This window comes from Algoriphagus ornithinivorans (assembly GCF_900115305.1).
In the GTDB taxonomy this organism is placed as follows: Bacteria; Bacteroidota; Bacteroidia; order Cytophagales; family Cyclobacteriaceae; genus Algoriphagus; species Algoriphagus ornithinivorans.
In genome coordinates this window covers 161016-182043 of record NZ_FOVW01000003.1, presented here as the reverse complement: position 1 = coordinate 182043, position 21028 = coordinate 161016, and the positions used below count along the sequence as shown (strand labels likewise).

The following is a 21028-nucleotide window of genomic DNA, read 5'->3' as shown; positions in this document are numbered from 1 at the left end:
TCATTCCTCTGTGTGATATTTTTTTCTCATGGGCATTTCATAACAATTCAGTGAGTAAGGACTAGGTTTAATGATGATGAGCCATTCGGTGTTTTTTCAAAATATCTTCACCGAAATCATTGCCTTTTTCCCTCCAAATGGTGTGGATATGGTTGGCATTATCCAGGAATCCAACATTATCATATTCTATCAGAAAATCCGGACTATGGATAATGTAATAATGCGGTTTCATCGGCTCATAACTTCCGATCCAGGCAAAATATATTTGGTCCATACCTGCACTATGCAGTTTTTGCAGGTATTCCTCGGATTTTTCATATTCTAGATTGGCTATATATTCTTCTATCAAGTAGTGCAATATCTGTTGCTGGGCTTCTGACATTTCGGAACCTTTGATTCCCTGATATTCTTCTAGCCACTGCGGCCTTCCAGGGCTGGTGATGATATCACCGGGAACCTCCATGGCTAGTGTTGCTTTGGCTTTTTGCTCATCATTGAGTGTATTCACCAGCCAAAAACCATAATCTTCTTCCTTGCTCAAGGGTCTAAGCCCTGCATATTGGGTGTTTTCTACTAGAGCAGGATCCGAACCGAGGAATAAAGGAGTCATTGAAAAATTATCTCCTGATACAGTTAAGTTCAGGGAAATATGATGCCCTTCAAATTTTAAGCCCCAGACAAGGTCCGTTTGCGGATTGCCCGAAATCGCAATAAAATAGTTGCCATAATCCCAGTTGAGACCCCGTATCATTTTTATAGAGTTTTCATTAATAGCCCCCTCCTGGTATTTTATTTCAAAAAGTTCATGTAGTATATCATCTACTTGCATGATTGCGAAAGTTTTGAGATATCCTTGGGAACTGAGTATTTCACTCAAAATCCGATGAAAGGCAATTTTGCTCTTGTCCGAAAGCTCGCCGAAGGCCAATCCATTTCTTGGAGCCAATCCTAGAGGAAGATTTGTCCAGTTAATTCTTGCACTGTCGGTAAAAGCTATGCTGATTTGCTGCCTTTGTTTGCTTTCTAAAGTATTTAAAAATTCATTGGTCTTAGTTTGAATAGATGAACTAGACTGGCCGTAAAGATTGGGAGCAACCAAAAGCACCAAGAAAAAGAAGCAGTATTTCATAGAAATTATTTTTTGAAAGAGTCAGATAACTGAGGACTCTAAAAAACTAACTGAGAATGGGAGGTCTCAGAACCGATGTCAATATACCAATTCAGCTAATTATTAGTTGGGCTCAGCTGATGAAAAGAGGTCAATCATAAAAACCTGTGGAGGTAAATTTTTGACCCTTAGGTAATTTACTTGAAAAAATTCAAAATATCTAATAAATGTTCTATTAAAACTGCTGTTTGAATAATAAAAAATGGATTTGAAAGGCACGGACCGTATAAAGTTTTTTTCATTTAGTATTTACTCTAGTTATTTGATTATTGAGTTTTTTTGAATTTTGAAAGGAGTAATTGGGTAACTGAGTTTAAGTGCTATTTTGAATTGTCCTCTCTCGCTTCTCTCATCGTCGTAAATCTGAAATTTATCTCTGTTCTTAGGTCGAAGTAGAACTTCGCTATTCGCTATTCATCATTCGATGTTCGATATTTTCTGGGATGTGTAATTGAGTATCGTTATTTTTAATTGTCCTCTCTCGCCTCTCGCTTCTCTCTTCTCGTCTCTCATTGCCGTAAATCTGAAATTTATCTCTGTTCTTAGTTCGAAGTAGAACTTCGATATTCATCATTCGATGTTCGATATTTTCTGGGATGTGCAATTGAGTATATGAATGTCGTTATTTTGAATTCTCGTCTCTCGTCTCTCGCTTCTCGCTTCTCGTCTCTTGCCTCTCATCGTCGTAAATCTGAAATTTATCTCTGTTCTTAGGTCGAAGTAGAACTTCGCTATTCGATATTCATCATTCGATGTTCGATATTTCTGGGATGTGCAATTGAGTATATGTGTCGTTATTTTGAATTCTCGCTTCTCCTCTCTCGCTTCTCGTCTCTCATTGTCCTCAATCTTACTCCGAAAGCTTTCGGGGGGGGGTAACTCACAAACCCCAATTCCCTTCATCCTTCTCACTTCTACCTTCTCACTTTCAAATCTGTCATCTTGTCACTTTTTTGGGTTTGGAACAGGCATTGATAATCCATTGATGTCAATTATTGTATTCACTAAACTGATTTATACCCATGCAGGAAAAAGGTACCATCTCGATACATACCGAGAATATTTTCCCGATCATCAAGAAGTTTTTGTATTCCGATCACGAGATTTTTCTTCGTGAACTCGTATCCAATGCGGTAGATGCTACTCAGAAAATCAAGCGCCTTGCGACATTAGGTCAGTACAAAGGAGAATTGGGTGACATCACCGTGGAGGTTTCCTTTGATGAGAAAAAGAAAACCATTACCATCGCTGACAAAGGCCTGGGGATGACAGCTGAGGAGATCAAAAAGTACATCAACCAGATTGCTTTCTCCGGCGCTACCGAATTTGTGGAGAAATTCAAAGATGCCAAAGATGCCAATGAGATCATCGGTAAGTTTGGTTTGGGTTTCTACTCTGCCTTTATGGTGGCCAAAAAAGTTGAAATTCATACGCTTTCCTATCAGGAAGGAGCTGAACCGGCGATCTGGACTTGTGATGGCAGCACTGAATTTGAAATCAAAAAGGGAAAGCGGAAAGACCGCGGAACAGAAGTAGTTCTTCATATCAATGAAGATTCAGAAGAATTCCTAGACAAGTGGAAGCTTCAAGGCATCTTGGACAAATATTGCAAGTTCCTGCCTGTTCCAATTAAGTTTGGCACCAAAACCGAATCCGTAGAAGATGGAGTCGATGACAAAGGAGAAAAGAAATGGAAATCCGTTGAAGTGGACAATATCATTAACACCACTTCCCCGATTTGGACCAAATCCCCAAGTGATCTCAAAGACGAGGATTATCTGGCCTTCTACAAGGAGCTTTACCCTATGAGCGAAGATCCCCTCTTTTGGATTCACCTGAATGTGGATTACCCATTCAATCTAACGGGTGTCTTGTATTTCCCGAAGGTGAAAAACGAATTCGAGTTGCAGCGCAATAAAATCAAATTGTTCAGTCGCCAAGTCTTTATCACCGATGAGGTGAAGGATATTGTCCCTGAATTTTTGATGCTTTTGCATGGAGTAATCGACTCTCCGGATATTCCGCTCAACGTATCCCGAAGCTTCCTACAGGCTGATGGAAATGTGAAGAAAATCAACAATTACATCACGAAAAAAGTAGCGGACAAGCTTTCTGAGCTGTATAAAAAGGACAGAAAGGCATATGAAGCCAAGTGGAATGACATCGGGCTTTTTGTGAAGTATGGCATGATCTCCGAGGATAAATTCTATGAAAAAGGCAAAGAATTTACCCTGCTCAAAAACACCAAAAATGAGTATTACACGCTGGATGAATACACCGAAAAGGTGAAAGCTACACAGAAAGATAAAAATGAGCAGACTATCTTTTTATATGCAACAGATGTAGATAAGCAAGACAGCTTTATTGCCTCTGCCAATAAGAAAGACTACGATGTGTTGGTTTTGGATTCTCCGATTGATAGTCACTTTATCCAGCATATTGAGACCAAGCTGGAGAAAACTCAACTCAAGCGTGTCGATGCGGATGTCGTGGAAAAACTGATCCAGAAGGAAGATAGCTATGCGAATTTGCTTACCGAAGATCAAAGCAAGCAAGTGAAGGAGCTCTTCGAAAAAGCCATCGATAATAAATCCTACACAGTGGAGATTGAAGGCTTGAGTCCTGAAGAAATGCCAGTGACCATTACGATGGAAGAGTGGATGAGAAGAATGAAGGACATGGCGCAGACGGGTGGAGGACCGATGAGTTTCTATGGGCAAATGCCAGATAGCTATAAAGTAGCCGTTAATGGCAATCACCCAGTGGTCGATAAAATCTTGAAAGCTGAAGGAGAAGAAGCCCAATTGCAACTGGCCAAGCAGGCCTTTGACCTTGCGAAACTGTCTCAGGGACTTCTAACCGGTAAGGACCTCACCGCATTCGTGAAAAGAAGTGTGGAGTTGATTTAACCTTTGATGACCTTTGAGGTCTTCAAGACCTCGAAGGTCTTCTTTACTTATCTAAATATTCAAACCATCGGGGTTTCAATCCCGATAGAAATCGGGACTCAAAGGTTAGCCCTAACCCCGTCAACTTGACGGGGATTTTTTATTCAAATCCCATTTATAGCATTTCATACCTTAAAAATCAGTTGGTTGTTAACAAATTGTATTTCAGGAAGTTATGAATGTAAATATTTCTAGAACTAAGTTTTTTATAGCTGATAATCAATTAATTAACAAGTCTTGTTAAAAAATAATTAGTCCATAACTTGACTTTGTAGATAGGTGGGGGGTAAGTTTATTTTAAGTTTTTAGCGCTAAAGGCTTTTTAATCAATTTGTTTACTTAAACTATTCAAAAAATGAAAAAGCTTAAGATATCATTAATCGCACTTTGCTTAGGACTCATGGGGTACTTTCCAATTAGTGCTCAAACATTTGAAATTGATAATCCTTGGCCAGAAACACCCGAAGAGAATCTTTGTAGGTGTAAAGCGGATGGATGTTATGGTGGAAATTTAATTTCGTTTAGAGCAAGGTGCGGACAAGGGGATTGTTCAGCATCCTCTTCAAATTGTCCGAGTTAATTTAATTAATCAAAAGGCTAGGATTTTTCTAACCTTTCTTTCCTTTTTTTAGTATGAAAAAACTAGTAATAATTGTTTTTGGGATTTTTCTTTGTTCATGCCAAACAAGGATTCAAAAAGAAATTCCAATTTTCCAAGAACTGGATTTAAAAATTAATCAAATTGATCTTGATTCTATTCTTTTGGATAAGGAATACTTTTCTGGTGTAGGATTCTTTTCTATTGGAAGCAGTCAGTTATTCTTTGTCGATCAAGTTTTTAGTAGTGTGATAGCCTATAATGGGGATGGGCTATATGAAGGTACATTTTTAGGGAAAGGTGATGGGCCTGATGAGCAAAACAACATTCACGGATTTATTCCTTATGGATTAAAAGGGAATCATGTTGTCTTAGACAATTTTGAACTTGTAGTCTTTGATAAAAACTTTCAAAAAAATACATCTTATCCTATTGAGTGGGATTATTCCGAATCTTATCATGATATGGTTAATAATCCTAAGGGTTCTATGCTTGGTCTCTATGAAATAGATTGGAAGTCTAGAGGAAATAATTCTACATTTTTGATGACCAATGATGATAAAGAGGTCTTTTTTCCTATCACAATGAGTCACCCGACATTAAACGGGTATACTTCCGAGCAGTATTACGAAGAAGTAGCAATATTTGGCAGGTATAATCTTTCCAAAAGAAAAGTAGTTGAAGGGTTTGGAAAAAGATCTGGAGAATATTTGAATCATCGCTTTATTCCAAATTTTGATTTTTCATATTTCACAGAGCGAGAAAATGAAATTTTGGTGTCTTTTGCTATAGACCCGCTGATCCATGTATATGGGTTGGATGGAAATTTAAAATATAAGTTTGGTGTGGAAGGCAAGAATCTGAAAACTAACTATCCAAAAACAAGTACAATAGATGAAGCTTTAGATAACTATAAGTTGGATTTGGAAAAAGCGGGATTCTACCAATTTGTTTACTTTGACGAGTCTAGTAAGCTAACTTTTAGAACCTATTTTCCTGAAGGCATTGGGAAAGGATTTTCTCGGGTACAAATTTATCAAGAAAATAAGCTTATTGGAGATGTTAAAGCCCCAGAAAGATTCCGGGTGATTGGAAAAATCGATGACCATTTTTATGCAGATGGGATCGTAGATGAATTAAACGATCGAATGGGTATTTATAAATTCAGACTAGACATAAAATGAGATTTATCTTTTTGATTATTTCTATGTTAGTAAGTGGGCAACTGTTAGGGCAGACATTATTAGTATTGGATAAACAAGGTAATTATCTTCCCTATTTTACAGTAAAACAAGAAAATGAAAATAAGATTTTGATAGGAGGGAGTGATGGTCGGATATCTTTAGAAGGGTTGAAGGATGGTAATAATTGCGGATTTCTCATTCGATATTTGGGATATAAGCCATATGATTTTTGTTTGAATGATTTGAAGATAGGTGAAAATAGAATTTTACTTGAAGAGGAAGTTTTGGATTTAGAGGAAGCAACTATCATTGGACTTTCCGATCAAGAATTGATTTATGGATTGAAAGCTTATCTGACAACGATGGCTGATGGCTTTAAAGTAACCAGAGCTTATATCGTAGAAAAATCAGATTTTTTCGTCTGGGAAAGCTTGGGTGTGATTACACTTGGGGGACTACAAGATCGGTCAATAAAAAGAAATCGATTTGAAGGTGGAAATTTGGGTTTCTTGCCTCAATATTCTAGGTTTTTCTTTAAAGGAGAAGACCTTTCTCCCTATAAACCTAGAATGGCCGTGATATCTACTTTTACCCAGGATTTACTTTTTGACGTTTTGAAATCCAAGGATAAAGATTGGGAAAGAAATAATTCAAAAAACTCCAATGAGGAGTGTTTTATTTTGCTCCCTCATGGGATTGAAGTCTTTCTAAATCCAAATGGGAGTCCTCAAAAAATAATTTTTAATGTTCGTGAATTTCAAGCTCCAACTGGCAAAGTTTACCAAATTGGAGGACAGTTAGATTTTATTCAAGATGCGAAGGTTAACTTTTTTTCTGCTTTAAATTTCAGTGTAAAGGACGAGTACTTGGTCAATATTTCAGGGATAATTCCTGATTTCCCTGAAGAAATCAATTTGCCTGAGAAATTTGAAAATAGAAATGAAAGGGAGCGATTAATGAGTGCCTTCTATTCCTATACTGCATCACCAGATTATAATTATGATAATGCACTTTTTCAACAAATAGCAGAGTCAGAATTAAAAAGTTTTATTCCAGGGGGATTTCAGGGATTTAATTTATTAACTAAAAACTATTCACAATCGGATTTATACGAGGGGAATGATCCTTCTTCCAAAAAGTTCTTACATCAAAATTCTAATTTTATTCGTGCAGTATTAAAAATATTTAGAGATTATGAACTTTCTTGGTAATTCACTTCTAATTCTATTTCTGACTTTAACTTTATTGATGATTCCAACTTTTGAATCATCAATGTTAATAATTAAACCAAAGATTCAATTTGTAACTCAAGAAGATCGAAATGAGTATGGAGAAATTGAAGTGAATTTTGAAATTGAGAATACAGGTAAAGAGGCTATCCGTATTCTTTCGGTAAGTCCTCATTGTTCATGTACTGATTTTAATCTTTCATCTTCCGTAATCTATAATGGAAAATCTGAATTACTTACTTTAACTGTAGAATGGGACCAAATAAAAAGTTTGGGTGAGGTTTACGCAGTTTTAAAAACAGATTCCAAACAGAAGTACTTAAAAGTTTCTATCAGGGTAAAGGATTAAAAAAGAATACCTAAATACATTTCATTGAATCATTTAAAATTTAAATTTCTACCTAATTTTTAGAGCTTAGCTGGAGTATATTAGAAAATGGGTGGAGATGATTTAATCCTTTGCCTCCGCCCTCCGAGAGTTTCAAATCCCTCGGAGGGTTTATTTTTACAAAAATTCAATATCCCAAACCCTCCAAGGGATTATACAAATCAAGGAACGTAACAATAGGTTAGACTCTCTTCATAAATGGCTAACCCTTGGAGGGTTTTATTACCCAATCCCCGTCAACTCGACGGGGATTTCTGGTATAATTCTACTCTGGAATGCCCGAATTGGTCAACTTATTCCCCACTCCCGTACTAGGCTATTCCAAGAATTGGATTATTTTTGTTTATGCTTTCCAAAAAGACCAAGTACGCCCTTCATGCCCTCACCTACCTCGGCAAGCACCGGGAAGAAAAAACAGTGCTGATCCACGATATCGCGGAAGAGCATGGGATCTCCCATAAGTTCCTGGAGAATATCCTGCTCGAACTCAAAAAAGCCGGCATGCTGGGAAGTAAAAAAGGAAAAGGGGGAGGTTATTATTTGATCAAAGAGCCAAAAGATATTCCACTTTCCAAAGTAATTCGACTCCTCGACGGACCTATAGCCATGCTTCCCTGTGTGAGTTTGAATTACTACGAACCCTGCGACGAATGCAAAGATGAAGCAACTTGTGGCATCAATAAGGTAATGATTCAAGTTCGAGATGAGACTCTTAAAATACTGGAAAACAAGACATTAGCAGATATTTTAAAAACTTAACAAAAATTTTTTTACTATAAACCCTATAAATTATGTAGGCTTTATATACTTTTGTTTTTCACTCCCGTTGAAACCTATATGATTTTAGATCAGCACATAAAAAAATGGTTTGAGTCCAAAAAAGGGACAGACAGTAATCTGAAGAGTCTCATGAAGTCCATTTCATGGCGAATCGTGGGGACTATTGATACCATTGTTATCTCCTTTATTGTGACGGGTCAATTGACCATGGCGCTTTCTATCGGTTCGGTAGAAGTAGTTTCTAAAATCCTATTGTACTACCTGCACGAGCGAGTATGGGAGTCTGCAACAAAAACAAAAGAGCATGAGCCTGAAAAAGAATATGCAAGATCTTGAGCGCAGATTAGATCTATTGACGGCTAAGGAAGCCTTGGCTTTGATTGCTGACCTCTTTCCCGGAAAGGTGGTATTCTCTACTTCATTGGGTCAGGAAGATCAAGTCATTACTCAATTGATTGCTTCCCAAAATCTACCTATTCAAATCTTTTCTTTGGATACAGGAAGGTTATTCCCGGAGACTTTGGAGTTGTTGGCACGTACAGAAAGCAAGTACCAAACGCGAATTAAAGTCTACTATCCAGAACGGGAATCGGTAGAAAATCTAGTAGCAGAGCAAGGGATCAACGGATTTTATGAATCTGTTGAGCATCGTAAATCCTGTTGTTTTGTCCGCAAAGTAGAACCTTTGAAAAGAGCTTTGGCAGGGAATGAAGTCTGGGTAACAGGACTTCGTGCTGAGCAAAGCGCCAATAGAAGCGACATGAAGCGGATCGAATGGGATGAAGCCAATCAGATACTGAAATTCAATCCTTTATTGGATTGGACTTTTGAACAGATGATTTCCTACATCGAGGAACATAAAATCCCTTATAATCCACTTCATGATAAAGGCTTTATCAGCATAGGTTGCGCTCCCTGCACACGGGCTATTCTTCCAGGAGAAAATCCCCGTGCCGGACGCTGGTGGTGGGAAGACTCCAAAAAGGAGTGTGGGTTGCATTCCAGATAGCAGTGGTCAGTTTGCAGTTCGCAGAGACTTCATTATTCGATATTCATCATTGGACATTCGATATTTTAAAACTTGAAAAATCAATCCATTTAAAATAGTAATCACTAGAAACTAGGTTTTGATGCTTCAAAGAAGCTCGTAAATCAAAATTCATAAATCGTAATTCCTATGGACCTATTCATACCTAACCCCAAAGAAGCAGAATCCATCCATATCCTTCGAGAAGTGGCGGCGCAATTTGAGCGCCCTGTTTTGCTTTTTTCCGGAGGAAAAGATTCGATAACCTTGGTCAGATTGGCTCAAAAGGCATTTTTTCCAGCTAAAATCCCTTTTCCGCTATTGCATGTGGATACAGGGCATAATTTTCCAGAGACCATAGAGTTCAGGGATCAACTCGTGGCGGAGTTGGGCTTGAAACTGATTGTCAGAAAGGTGCAAGACTCCATCGATCAAGGAAAAGTTCGTGAAGAAAAAGGGCGCTATGCCAGCCGAAACTCCTTGCAGACTACCACCCTTTTGGATGCGATCGAGGAGTTCAAGTTTGATGCCTGTATCGGTGGAGCAAGAAGAGATGAAGAAAAAGCCAGAGCCAAAGAGCGGGTATTCTCCGTTCGGGATGACTTCGGCCAATGGGACGAAAAAAATCAGCGGCCAGAATTATTCGATATGCTAAACGGTAAAATCCATGTAGGACAAAACGTACGGGTTTTCCCGATTTCTAATTGGACTGAATTGGATGTGTGGGAGTATATCAAATCAGAAAATATTGCGATTCCAAGCATTTACTTCGCACACAAGCGGGAGGTCTTTTTCCGAGATGGATTGATTTGGACTGCCAATGAACACGTCTTTCGGGAAGCGCATGAAGAGGTGGTGGAAAAATGGGTTCGATTCCGTACCGTTGGAGATATGACCTGTACCGCGGCAGTACTTTCCGAAGCCAAAACATTGGAAGATGTCGTTTTAGAAATTCGGGAATCTACACTCTCAGAGCGTGGAGCCCGCATAGACGACAAACGCTCAGAAGCAGCGATGGAAACGAGGAAGAAGGTGGGTTACTTCTAATGTACTAAGTACCAAGTATGAAGTACCAAGTATCTTTTTGACTCGGGGCTCTTTGAATGAGAAGCAATAAACAGAACAAAAAAAGGAACACGGTAGAAATAGGATAGAAATAATTCCCGCAAGTGGGAAGAAATACTTGGCTTGAACCGATGGCAAGTATTTCGCCGAACGCAGTAAGGCTTATTTCAATCTATTTCAACTGTATATCAAAAAATAATATGGACATCCAAGGAAGAAAATTAATCAAAATCGCAACTGCAGGATCGGTGGATGATGGCAAAAGCACCTTGATTGGGCGTTTGCTTTATGATACCAACTCCCTGACTACAGATAAGATTGAGGCTATTGAAAGAAGCTCCAAACAAAGAGGGTACGATTATTTGGATTTTTCCCTGGCAACGGACGGTTTGGTTGCCGAGCGCGAGCAAGGGATTACGATTGATGTGGCGCATATTTATTTCAATACCGCCAAAACCAATTTTATCGTAGCCGACACTCCCGGGCATGTGGAATACACCCGAAACATGGTGACAGGGGCTTCTACTTCCCAGGTAGCAATCATTTTAATTGATGCGAGAAAAGGTGTGATCGAGCAAACCTACAGGCATTTCTTTATAGCCAATCTGCTTCGCATGTCGCATGTGGTAGTGGCGATCAATAAAATGGATTTAGTGAATTATGAGGAAGATGTTTTTCTAAAAATCAAAGCCGATTTTGATGAGTTGGTGGCTAAGAGTTCTTTCTCAGAAGAGCAGATTACTTTCATCCCCGTTTCAGCCTTGAAAGGTGAAAATATAGCCAGACAGTCAGAAGCAATGCCTTGGTATGTTGGAAATACCTTACTGGATCATCTGGAGGTTTTGGAGCCTCAAGATTTGCAGGAAAGTGCTGTGGCCAGATTCCCTGTTCAATACGTAATCCGTCCAAAAACAGAAGCCTACCATGATTTTCGCGGATTTTCAGGTAAACTCTATGGCAATGAACTTCAGGTTGGGGACCGAGTAGCAGTCCTTCCCTCAGGGAACGAGTCTACTATCAAGAGCATTCATTTCTTTGAAAAAGAAGTGAATGCAGCAGCTCCCGGAGCCTCAGTGGTCATTACCTTGGAAGATGAGGTAGATTGCAGTAGGGGAGATATGATTGTGAAAGTTGGCGAGGAACCTAAAAGTGAGAAAATCCTTGCTGCCACACTTTGTCAGGTAAACTCAAAAGTGCTCCAAGTTGGACAAAAATATATCCTTCAGCATGGAGTCAATCGGGTTTTGGCTAAAGTAGATCGCATCGAAGCCAAGGTTCATGCGGATTTCTCTGGTGAAGAGGATACCACACAGCTTAGACTGAATGATATTGGAAAGGTCCATTTTCGTCTGAGCAAACCAATTCATTACGACTCCTATCAAAACAATAAATCGAACGGAGCTTTTATCCTAATCGATGAAGGAAGTTTTGATACGGTTTCGGTAGGATTCATTGATTAGAGATGAGAAGCGAGAGTCGAGAGACTTCGCTACCTGCCTTCAGCAGACAGGTTCGATATTCATCATTCGATGTTCGATATTTTAAGAATTTCGAATGTCGAACACTAAATATCGAATAACGAATAATGAATAAATAAGCCAAGCCATAAACCTTGGCTTTCTTTCAAACCTATTAACCTATAATCCCGATAGGGATATAAAACTATTACGCTATGCAAAGTTTTCGAACCGAACTGGAAAATCCCATCGTAGAGCGCGACATTCTTGAATTAGAGCGAAAAATTGCGCTTTTCAAAGAAGGTAAAATCGACGAGGAGAAATTCCGTAGCCTGAGACTAGCTCGAGGCGTTTATGGTCAGCGGCAGCCCGGAGTGCAAATGATCCGGATCAAGTTGCCTTATGGAAGAGTAACTGCCCCTCAGCTAAGAAGAATCTCCAAAGTTTCGGAAGAATATTCCACGGGGAGATTGCATATCACTACCCGTCAGGATATTCAGATTCATTATGTGAGTTTGGATCGCACACCTCAACTTTGGGCCGAACTCGAAAAAGATGATGTGACTTTACGAGAAGCCTGTGGCAACACGGTAAGGAATGTGACAGCATCCGAATTGGCAGGAATTGATCCCAAAGAGCCTTTTGATGTTACTCCATATGCAGATGCAACTTTTCGGTATTTCCTGAGAAATCCGATTTGCCAGGAAATGGGCCGAAAATTCAAGATGGCCTTTTCTTCTTCAGAGGAAGACACCGGCTTGTCTTATCTGCATGATTTGGGCTTTATTCCCAAAATCAAAGAAATCAATGGTAAGCAGGTGAGAGGCTTTAAGGTGCTACTCGGTGGAGGCTTAGGTTCCCAACCCAGACATGCGGACCTAGTCTATGATTTTCTGGAAACCGATCAGCTGATTCCCTATATCGAAGCAGTTTTGAGGATTTTTGACCGGCATGGAGAGCGGGCAAGAAGGAATAAAGCCAGGATGAAGTTTTTGGTTAAGGATTTAGGCCTGGAAGCTTTTTTGGAATTGGTCGAGCAAGAAAAGAAAGCTCTTCCATTTGCCAGCTATCCCATTGATGCGGCAAGCTATGAGGGTGCCCAAAGCCTACCTAATCCTGAAAAGCCTGAACTGAAATCCGAGCTGGGCTTGGATTATGAGCTTTGGAAATTGACAAATGTCTTGCCTCAGAAACAAGAAGGCTATGTAGCGATCGGGGTGCGTGTTCCGCTGGGAGATTTTTACATTTCTCAGGCAAGGGCTTTGGCGGATTTGATTGAAAAATATGCCAATAACGAGCTTCGATTTACGCTTCGTCAAAACTTCTTGATACGTGATGTTCGGGAGGATTTGGTGCCTTTTTTCTATCAGGAACTGAAGAAAATCGGTTTGTCAGAAAGAGGCTATAACTCCTTGGGTGATATAACTGCCTGCCCGGGTACTGATACCTGCAATTTGGGGATCGCGAGCTCTACCGGAATTGCTACAGAGTTGGAAAAAGTCATTTTCAACGAGTATCCGCAATACCTCAAAAATCAGGATTTAGTAATAAAAATTTCAGGCTGTATGAATGCCTGCGGGCAGCATAATATGGCTCATATCGGTTTTCAGGGCATGTCTATGCGTGTTGGTAAGACGGTGATTCCTGCCTTGCAAGTATTGCTTGGTGGTGGAAATTTGGGTGATGGAAATGGTCGTTTTGCAGATAAAGTAACCAAAATCCCAAGTAAGCGAGGACCTCAGGCTTTGAGATTGTTATTGGATGATTTTGAGGCGAATGGTGAAGATCTGGATTTCCTCAGCTATTATGATCAGCAGGGACAAATGTATTTCTATGAATTGCTGAAAGAGTTGGCAGACCCTGCAAAAGTGACCGAAGAAGATCGGGTAGACTGGGGCAGAAATGAAAATTACGAGGTAGCAGTAGGCGTGGGTGAATGTGCTGGAGTAGTGATTGACTTGGTGGCAACCTTGCTTTTGGAAGCCAAAGAGAAATTGGATTTGGGACAAGAAGCGTTGGAAAATGGCAGATGGTCTGATAGCATTTATCATCACTATGCAGGTTTGATCAATGCTGCCAAAGCTATTTTGCTCAGCGAAGATATCAGTACCAATAGCTATGCAAATATTATTTTCCTCTTTGATGAGCATTTTGTCAGTAGCGGAAAAGTAACCTTAGACTCCTCTTTCGCTGAGAAAGTCTACGAAATCAATCAGCATGAGCCAACTCCGGAATTTGCGAAAGCTTACGCTAAGCAGGCCTTGGAAATCTATCAGGCATTGAAGAGTTATAGAGAGGAGGAGGTGAACGCATGAGAGAGCAAATTCATCCCAAGGTAAGTTTGGTTGGCGCGGGTCCGGGTGATCCGGAGCTAATCACTTTGAAAGGCATTTTAGCTTTAAACACTGCAGATGTGGTATTGTATGATGCTTTGATTGATCCTGTATTATTAAAACATGCTCCCAAGTCTGCCATCAAAATCTTTGTTGGCAAACGCGTAGGCAGGCATTCCAAACCTCAGGAAGACACCAATCAGCTTTGTGTGAGCTTGGCGAAAAAACACGGTCATGTGGTTCGCTTGAAAGGAGGAGATCCTTTTGTCTTTGGAAGAGGCGGTGAGGAGATTGAGTATATAGAGAATTTTGGGATTCCCACTGTGGTGGTTCCTGGGATAACTTCTGCTGTAGCAGTTCCTGCTGCTGCAGGGATTCCGGTTACCAAAAGAGGAGTTTCTGAGAGTTTTTGGGTAGTTACCGGCACGACGACTGCCGGTGAGTTATCCAAAGATTTAGCCTTGGCGGCCCAGAGCACTGCAACTGTTGTGGTTTTGATGGGTACCAAGAAACTGAATGAAATCGTTCAAACCTATCGGAATGCTGGAAGGGAAAATCTCCCAGTAGCCATCATCCAAAGTGGGACTACCCGAGAAGAGAAAATCACGGCGGGCTTTGTCCATGATATCGCACAAAAAGCAATAGAAAATCAGGTGGAATCGCCAGCGATCATCATTATAGGAGAAGTTGTGAGGGAAAGCTTACGCTTAGCGGAGGTGTATAGGGAAGCTGTTTCTTTAAGTAGGCAGTAAAAAGTAGGCAGATTTCAGTCACAGTAGGCAGCTGAATTGAGGTCTACAATGCTGCCGCTTCAGAAGTAGAATGACTGGAAAATATTTGGCCGAAGAAGTGGGACTTATTTCAATGCTATTTCCACTGAATTTCACATTTCAATTCTCTCGTTTCTAAACTCTATAAATCTAAAAAATGAACCATCTATATCCCATTTTCCTGAAAGTTCACGAACTCAACATCCTTTTGGTTGGAGGGGGTTTTGTGGGTACTGAGAAACTGGAATTTTTGCTAAAATCCAGTCCCAAGGCACAAGTTACTGTGGTCTCTAAAATGTTTCGCCCGGAATTTTTGGAACTGGCGGAAAAAGCAGAAACAGTTACCTTGATTGAGGATAGCTATGATGAAAAGTACTTGGGTGGAAAACACCTTGTAATTGCCGCAACGGATGATAAAAAGGTAAATCTTCAAATCCGAAATGAGGCCAAGGAGCGCTTTCTTTTGGTCAATGTGGCAGATACTCCAGCCCTTTGTGATTTTTACCTAGGCGGGATAGTCACCAAGGGAAACCTGAAAATTGCCATCTCTACCAATGGTAAATCTCCTACGACAGCAAAGCGACTTCGCCAATTATTGGAGGAAGTATTGCCCGAGGAGATTGATGACTTGTTGGATAATCTAAATGCTTATCGGGACACTTTGAAGGGTGATTTTGAATACAAGGTTAAGGCGATGAATGAAGTCACAGAGGCATTAGTGAAAAAGAGATAGGCATCATGGATTATTCTCCCGCCAAGAGGCAAAGAGGCAAAGAGATAATTCAAGATAAAGCAAATCCCGTAGGTATGGAAGAGTTTCGAGTTTTGGCCTTGTTTATCGACAGTCAGTTTTTGGGAAAAAATATCCCGATAAGTAGCAAAATTATTCAGATTAAAAGATTTTTAATGCTTTAGTTTTAATAGGATCGATCCGTTCCTTCAATTAGACTTCAAAAATCTAAAACTGCTTTCAGTTTTTTTCTTAATTCCTGAATTTTTCCATTGTCCAATTTACCTATTCGATCAATAAATCTTCTATTATCAACTGCCCTTATTTGATCAATTAAAACCTCTGAATTTTGACTTAATCCAGTTTTCTTTCCTTCGATTTTTACTCTCAAAATATTTTCCTCTGAACTTAGCTGGCTGGTTATCGGACATATCAGGGTGGAAGGATGCATAACCTGATTTAAAAGATTTGTTTGGATAATGACTGCTGGCCGGATTTTTCCAGGCTCTGTTCCTTTCGAAGGATTGAGATTGACCAGCCAAATCTCATATTGAACCTTCATCGATTAAATTGTCAAATTCTTGATTGATTTGCATGGAAGATTTTTTCACCATTTTGGAAGCCTTTGAAAAATCAGCAGCAAGTGCTTTTCTTTTCAAAAGTTGATTATAAAAATCCAAGGCTTCATTGATATATCTATTTCTGGCAATGCCCTTCAGCTTAATCATTTCTTCAGTTTCTTCGAAAATGTTTTCGTCCAATTTTAAGGATAATGTTTTCATAAACTTCTAAAGTAATACTAAAAGTATATACTCCATTTCTAAAATAAAAGTTTCTTTCTAGGTATTGGGGTTCTGAAATACATTTTTCACGATAAGTTTTCGGCAATAATCGGATCAATTCCCCCTTTGGAATTCTGCACTAAATTGGGATCTCTATTTTAATAAAAGGAGGAAAGGGGATTTTAGATAAAATTATTTGAGGAAATTAATTTTCTCGCAACGGTGCAGTGACGCAAAGAATACTATAATTAGATATTGTCCTAAAACTGGATCTGTGAAAGACTTGCTTGACGGCAGTCAGGTCTGTGTCTTTTTCTGCGTTAATCTGTGGGGAAAAAATCTCCTGCCAAGAGGCCAAGAAGCAAAGAGATAATTCAAGCCAAAGCAAATCCCATAGGGATTTAAGCTAGGTAGTAAAAGGTTTCTTCAGAGCTCATTTCCATGCCGTAGGAATGGAAGAATTTCGAAGTTTCGTCTCTGAAAAAAAGAAATACCATTGAAATACACTTCACTTTGCCTCTTAAATTCTTTGCGGGGAAAAAATCTCCCGCCAAGAGGCAAAGAGGCAAAGAGATAATTCAAGATAAAGCAAATCCCTTAGGGATTTAAGCTTGGTAGCAAAAGGTTTCTTCAGAGCACATCTCCATGCCGTAGGTATGGAAGAACTTCGAAGTTTCGTCTCTGAAAAAAGAAATACGATTGAAATACGCTTCACGAAATAAAATCGGCTTCGCCTTCTGAAATAAATCCTCTCGAAGCGATGCAAAGATTTATTTGGGAAGAAATTATTTCTAGTTATTGCTTTGATGAGACCGCTTCCATCCTCGCGGTGACGCCACTATTTATGACTCACGAGAGTTCCAAACTGCCTACTCTTTCTGCCTACTGCTTTTTGCATCTTCTATTCTTTGCGGGCGAAATATCTCCCGCCAAGTGGCAAAGAAGCAAAGAGATAATTCAAGCCAAAGCAAATCCCGTAGGAATTTAAGCTTGGTAGCAAAAGGATTCTTCAGAGCACATCTCCATGCCGTAGGTATGGCACAATTTTCACATCCCTTCCATCGGATCCACCCCCGTCATTTCCCATTGCCCCAATGCAATCGGAATACTTCCCATTCCATTCAATTGATCAAAGAAATCCTTCAATCTGAACTCTTCCCCTTTCGCCTCTTTAATTCTTGCAAACTCAGCCAAGGTATTTTCGAGGAGATATTTTCCGGTAATATAACTCGATCCATATCCCGGCTGCCTCATATATAAATGTTGCTCAAAAAGCAGAAGTTCTTTTTCTGTTTTCATCCAGCCTCTAGGCGTATAATCAGAATGAATACCACCCGCTTCCACCATGGTCATTTCATTTTCCTGTGCATAGAGCGAACCTAATCCCCTAGCTGCACGCTGAGCAATCATGATATAGACGATTTCTCGAGATTTGGGAGAGTCCTCATACAAGCCCGCATCCATAAACATCTCTTCCACAGCAGTTGCTGTTCCCTCATTTCTGGAATCGAAAATATTATAAAGAAGTGGACCTCTCCGGATCGGACTGGCGTGGGGTTCATTATCCATGATGGCCAGTTCAAACCAATGATAAAAATGTGAATACAAAGGCAATGGATCAATATGCATTCCTATGGTAAAGAAGTTACGCTTTTCCTTGGGAATGAAATTGCCTCTATGCTCCCTCAGAGCAGGTTCGAAATAATCCTTCACTGTGAGAATCTCTTGATCCTTCAAAAATTCCATAAATTTCTGAATAGAACTCTCTGTTAGCTTTTCAAAATCCTCTGCTGTATTTGCTTCCGTTAGAGGAGGTAAGTTTCGGTTCTGATGTTCCTCCAACTTTAAAGAAGACCAGGCTCTAGCCAGCTCTCTTTTAAGTATCATCACCTCATCCTCCCAAGTCAGAGGCACCGAGTGGACATTTTGCAGATACCAGGTGTAATTCTCCTTACCAATTCCTGACTCTCCGGTTTTATTTACTGATTCTTTGATAAGCCATTCTACAAATCCCTCCGTTGACTTAACCGCATTCTCTACAGCCTCTGCCAATTTCGGATCATTGCCTATTTCAGGTATGAGCAAAAGACCCTTCAAATCTTCAACTTGCGTAGCAATGGTCGGAATTCCTGCCTCCCAAAGCTCTTTTGCATTTCCAGTGAGGTTGGACTCAGCCTGCTTGTTGAGCGAAGGAATAGCCTGAAGTTCTTTCAATAGTTTTGCTTTGCTGCTTTCATCCAAGGGAAATTCGTACTGCCAAAATTCAAGAGTTCCATGATGCGTTGGTCCCTCGTGAGCAGGAACGTCACTTCTTTCCATCCAAAGTGATTTATAAAATGCAGGATCTCTTGCCCAAGGGCGGAGTACCCTATCATTGAAATCATACCCATTCATTTCTGCCCAAACGATTCTCCAATCCACCTTTTCAGGAATAGCCCAGCCAGAGGTGTCTATGGCTAATAATTCTTTTTGTAATTCCCTAAACTTGGTGTGTCGTAGTTCAAAAGTTGCTTTTCGATAATCCTGAGCTCCATCATGAAGTGGCGGATTTTCAAAAGATCTCCATCTTTCAAAAAGGTTGACCAAATCAGAATACTGGCTTGAACTTTTGTGATCTGAGGTAGATGTATCACTGGGGTCTTGGCAAGACCAAATTGTAAACATCGCCAAGTTTATTAGAAAGAAATGAACAGTCTTCTTCATAGTTGAAATTGGATAGAGGATAAAAGTTACCGAAACTTTATTGCGCATGGGGGATGAAGCAAAAAAAGTTGAATTTTTTTTCAAGAAAATTAAAAATTTTTTCAGCCAAAATTGGCTTTCTGTACCAAAGAAAATTTGGAATTAATCGCTCTTTTTAATTAGTCCAAATAGGAGTATAAAGCATTTTATTTTAGGGAAAATCCAATTTTCAGCTTATAAAAAAATCAAGAGATATTAAATGAGGTTTTTATTTGAAAAGCTTGGTTTAAAAAAGGTATGAAATGGGATTTAAAATTGATTGAAAGGATGAAAAATTTTCTTTTTCGATAGGACTCATCTATGATATAATATTCAGTAAAAGGTATAAATTCCCAAAAATCTTTAACCATCAATCATATGATAAAAATTAAACATGCGCTGGTTTTCCCTGCTTTGTTAGGGCTAGCAGTTTCTTGTACTGATGTTGCCGAAATTGAGCCTTCAGTTTCAGAACAGATCAAGCTTGATCTTGGTCAAAACTTTGTTCCTGGTCAGTTGCTGATCAAAATGAGAACAGCTACTACTGGATCCAGAATTTCCGCGGACATTTTAGGAGCAATTGGAGGCACTGTAGTAGAGGAAATCAAAACCGGTGCTATGGAATTAGCCAACGCAAGAAAAAGCGGTCCAAATGGGGACTTGATTTTAGTGGATACTAAAATTGGCACCATGGAAGCTATAGAAAAGCTGAAAGCTATGCCTGAAGTGGAATATGCAGAGCCAAACTGGATCTACCAGCATTTTGCTACTTCTAATGATCCTTATTTCACAGGTGGTCAACTTTGGGGAATGTCAGCTGGAGGAAACCAATTTGGCAGCAGAGCGGCTACGGCTTGGGCAGCAAATAAGGTTGGAAGCTCAACAGTGTACGTTGGGATTATTGACGAAGGCTATATGTACGAACATGAGGATTTGTTTGCAAATGCAGGAGTAAATCCAGGCGAAATACCAGATAATGGTGTGGATGATGATGGAAATGGGCTAGTAGACGATGTATATGGTTGGGATTTTGACGGAAACGACAACTCCCTCTTTGACGGAACAGGGGATGATCACGGTACTCACGTTGCTGGTACAATCGGCGGTGTCGGAGGTAATGGCATAGGTGTAGCAGGTGTAGTTTGGAATGTAAAAATGATCGGAGCTAAATTCTTGGGCTCTAGAGGCGGAACTACTTCCAATGCAATTAAATCAGTGGATTATTTCACTGACTTGAAGGTGAGACATGGGTTGAATATCGTAGCTACTAATAACTCTTGGGGTGGCGGAGGCTATTCGCAAGCATTGAAAGATGCGATTGACCGTGCGAATGCTGCGGGAATTTTATTTATCGCTGCTGCTGGTAATTCAGGCACAGACAATGATATTTCTCCAAGCTATCCTTCTAACTATGACAGTCCAAATGTCATTGCAGTAGCATCAATCACCAGTTCAGGAGCTATTTCCAGCTTTTCTCAATTCGGCGCAGTTACTGTTGATTTAGGAGCTCCTGGCTCAGGAATTTGGTCTACAGTTCCTGTCACTGTTGGAAAAGGAAGGAAGGCTTCTGTTGGTTCAGGCTATGCAAGTTATAACGGAACCTCTATGGCGACACCTCATGTGACTGGTGCAGCTGCTTTATATGCTTCACTAAACCCAACAGCAAGTGCTGCACAAATCAAAGCAGCTATCTTAAATTCAACCACACCGACTGCTTCTTTATCAGGGAAGACTGTTACAGGTGGAAGATTGAATGTTTCTGGCTTTTAATATTCATAATACTTGATAAAAAATGGGAGGTCCAGCAATGGGCCTCCTTTTTTATTCCTAGCCATGAAGTATCGTTCA

At 39.8% G+C, this 21028-nt stretch carries 18 protein-coding genes; 14 read left to right on the top strand and 4 right to left on the bottom strand.

Translation table 11 applies throughout. The features are described 5' to 3' along the window. Positions 1 to 67: 67 nt before the first annotated feature. Positions 68 to 1129, bottom strand: a complete 1062-nt coding sequence (locus BM073_RS05200; RefSeq protein ID WP_091651421.1) for a DUF3500 domain-containing protein — start codon at positions 1127 to 1129, stop codon at positions 68 to 70. Positions 1130 to 2190: 1061 nt separating this feature from the next. Here BM073_RS05200 and htpG point away from each other — a divergent pair. The 12 genes from htpG (at position 2191) to BM073_RS05135 (ending at position 15680) form a co-directional block, all read left to right on the top strand. Further along, positions 2191 to 4077 (top strand): molecular chaperone HtpG, encoded by a 1887-nt coding sequence (gene htpG / locus BM073_RS05190; protein ID WP_091651415.1) that lies wholly within the window; start codon positions 2191 to 2193, stop codon positions 4075 to 4077. Positions 4078 to 4749: 672 nt separating this feature from the next. Beyond that, a complete protein-coding gene (locus BM073_RS05185) occupies positions 4750 to 5898 on the top strand; it encodes a hypothetical protein (RefSeq protein WP_245756371.1) in 1149 nt (382 codons plus the stop codon). Further along, positions 5895 to 7109 (top strand): hypothetical protein, encoded by a 1215-nt coding sequence (locus tag BM073_RS05180; RefSeq protein WP_091651413.1) that lies wholly within the window; start codon positions 5895 to 5897, stop codon positions 7107 to 7109. The genes BM073_RS05185 and BM073_RS05180 overlap by 4 nt, the downstream gene beginning before the upstream one ends. A 61-nt stretch (positions 7110 to 7170) precedes the next feature. Beyond that, on the top strand, positions 7171 to 7476 hold the full coding sequence (locus BM073_RS05175) for a DUF1573 domain-containing protein (protein WP_175557850.1): 306 nt from the start codon (positions 7171 to 7173) through the stop codon (positions 7474 to 7476). A 384-nt stretch (positions 7477 to 7860) separates the two neighbouring features. Continuing rightward, positions 7861 to 8274, top strand: coding sequence for an RrF2 family transcriptional regulator (locus tag BM073_RS05170; protein ID WP_091651408.1), 414 nt, complete (start codon positions 7861 to 7863; stop codon positions 8272 to 8274). Positions 8275 to 8352: 78 nt separating this feature from the next. Continuing rightward, complete coding sequence (locus BM073_RS05165; RefSeq protein WP_091651405.1) at positions 8353 to 8631, top strand: DUF2061 domain-containing protein; 279 nt, start codon at positions 8353 to 8355, stop codon at positions 8629 to 8631. After that, positions 8600 to 9304, top strand: coding sequence for a phosphoadenylyl-sulfate reductase (locus tag BM073_RS05160; RefSeq protein ID WP_091651402.1), 705 nt, complete (start codon positions 8600 to 8602; stop codon positions 9302 to 9304). The genes BM073_RS05165 and BM073_RS05160 overlap by 32 nt, the downstream gene beginning before the upstream one ends. A gap of 168 nt (positions 9305 to 9472) precedes the next feature. Beyond that, complete coding sequence (cysD, locus tag BM073_RS05155; protein WP_091651399.1) at positions 9473 to 10369, top strand: sulfate adenylyltransferase subunit CysD; 897 nt, start codon at positions 9473 to 9475, stop codon at positions 10367 to 10369. Positions 10370 to 10587: 218 nt separating this feature from the next. Further along, the gene (locus BM073_RS05150; protein WP_091651397.1) at positions 10588 to 11847 is read left to right on the top strand and encodes a sulfate adenylyltransferase subunit CysN; all 1260 of its coding nucleotides are present in this window, start codon (positions 10588 to 10590) and stop codon (positions 11845 to 11847) included. 212 nt (positions 11848 to 12059) lie between these two features. Next, a complete protein-coding gene (locus BM073_RS05145) occupies positions 12060 to 14159 on the top strand; it encodes a ferredoxin-like domain-containing protein (protein WP_091651394.1) in 2100 nt (699 codons plus the stop codon). Continuing rightward, positions 14156 to 14929, top strand: a complete 774-nt coding sequence (cobA, locus tag BM073_RS05140) for a uroporphyrinogen-III C-methyltransferase (protein WP_091651392.1) — start codon at positions 14156 to 14158, stop codon at positions 14927 to 14929. The genes BM073_RS05145 and cobA overlap by 4 nt, the downstream gene beginning before the upstream one ends. 175 nt (positions 14930 to 15104) lie before the next feature. Next, the gene (locus BM073_RS05135; protein WP_091651389.1) at positions 15105 to 15680 is read left to right on the top strand and encodes a precorrin-2 dehydrogenase/sirohydrochlorin ferrochelatase family protein; all 576 of its coding nucleotides are present in this window, start codon (positions 15105 to 15107) and stop codon (positions 15678 to 15680) included. Positions 15681 to 15897: 217 nt separating this feature from the next. Here BM073_RS05135 and BM073_RS05130 read toward each other — a convergent pair whose 3' ends face one another. Next, positions 15898 to 16239 (bottom strand): type II toxin-antitoxin system PemK/MazF family toxin, encoded by a 342-nt coding sequence (locus BM073_RS05130; protein ID WP_091651385.1) that lies wholly within the window; start codon positions 16237 to 16239, stop codon positions 15898 to 15900. Beyond that, positions 16223 to 16459: a hypothetical protein gene (locus BM073_RS05125; protein WP_091651383.1), complete on the bottom strand. Its 237-nt coding sequence runs from the start codon at positions 16457 to 16459 to the stop codon at positions 16223 to 16225. The genes BM073_RS05130 and BM073_RS05125 overlap by 17 nt, the downstream gene beginning before the upstream one ends. Positions 16460 to 17219: 760 nt before the next feature. On the opposite strand from BM073_RS05125, the gene BM073_RS05120 reads away from it, so the two are divergent. Beyond that, positions 17220 to 17447 carry a hypothetical protein gene (locus BM073_RS05120; protein WP_091651380.1) on the top strand — a complete coding sequence of 76 codons (228 nt, stop codon included), beginning with the start codon at positions 17220 to 17222 and terminating at the stop codon, positions 17445 to 17447. A 59-nt stretch (positions 17448 to 17506) separates the two neighbouring features. Here BM073_RS05120 and BM073_RS05115 read toward each other — a convergent pair whose 3' ends face one another. After that, complete coding sequence (locus BM073_RS05115; RefSeq protein ID WP_091652007.1) at positions 17507 to 19162, bottom strand: hypothetical protein; 1656 nt, start codon at positions 19160 to 19162, stop codon at positions 17507 to 17509. Positions 19163 to 19558: 396 nt separating this feature from the next. Between BM073_RS05115 and BM073_RS05110 the strand changes: the two genes are divergently transcribed. Continuing rightward, positions 19559 to 20950 carry a S8 family peptidase gene (locus tag BM073_RS05110; RefSeq protein WP_091651377.1) on the top strand — a complete coding sequence of 464 codons (1392 nt, stop codon included), beginning with the start codon at positions 19559 to 19561 and terminating at the stop codon, positions 20948 to 20950. The last annotated feature ends 78 nt before the right edge of the window (positions 20951 to 21028 follow it).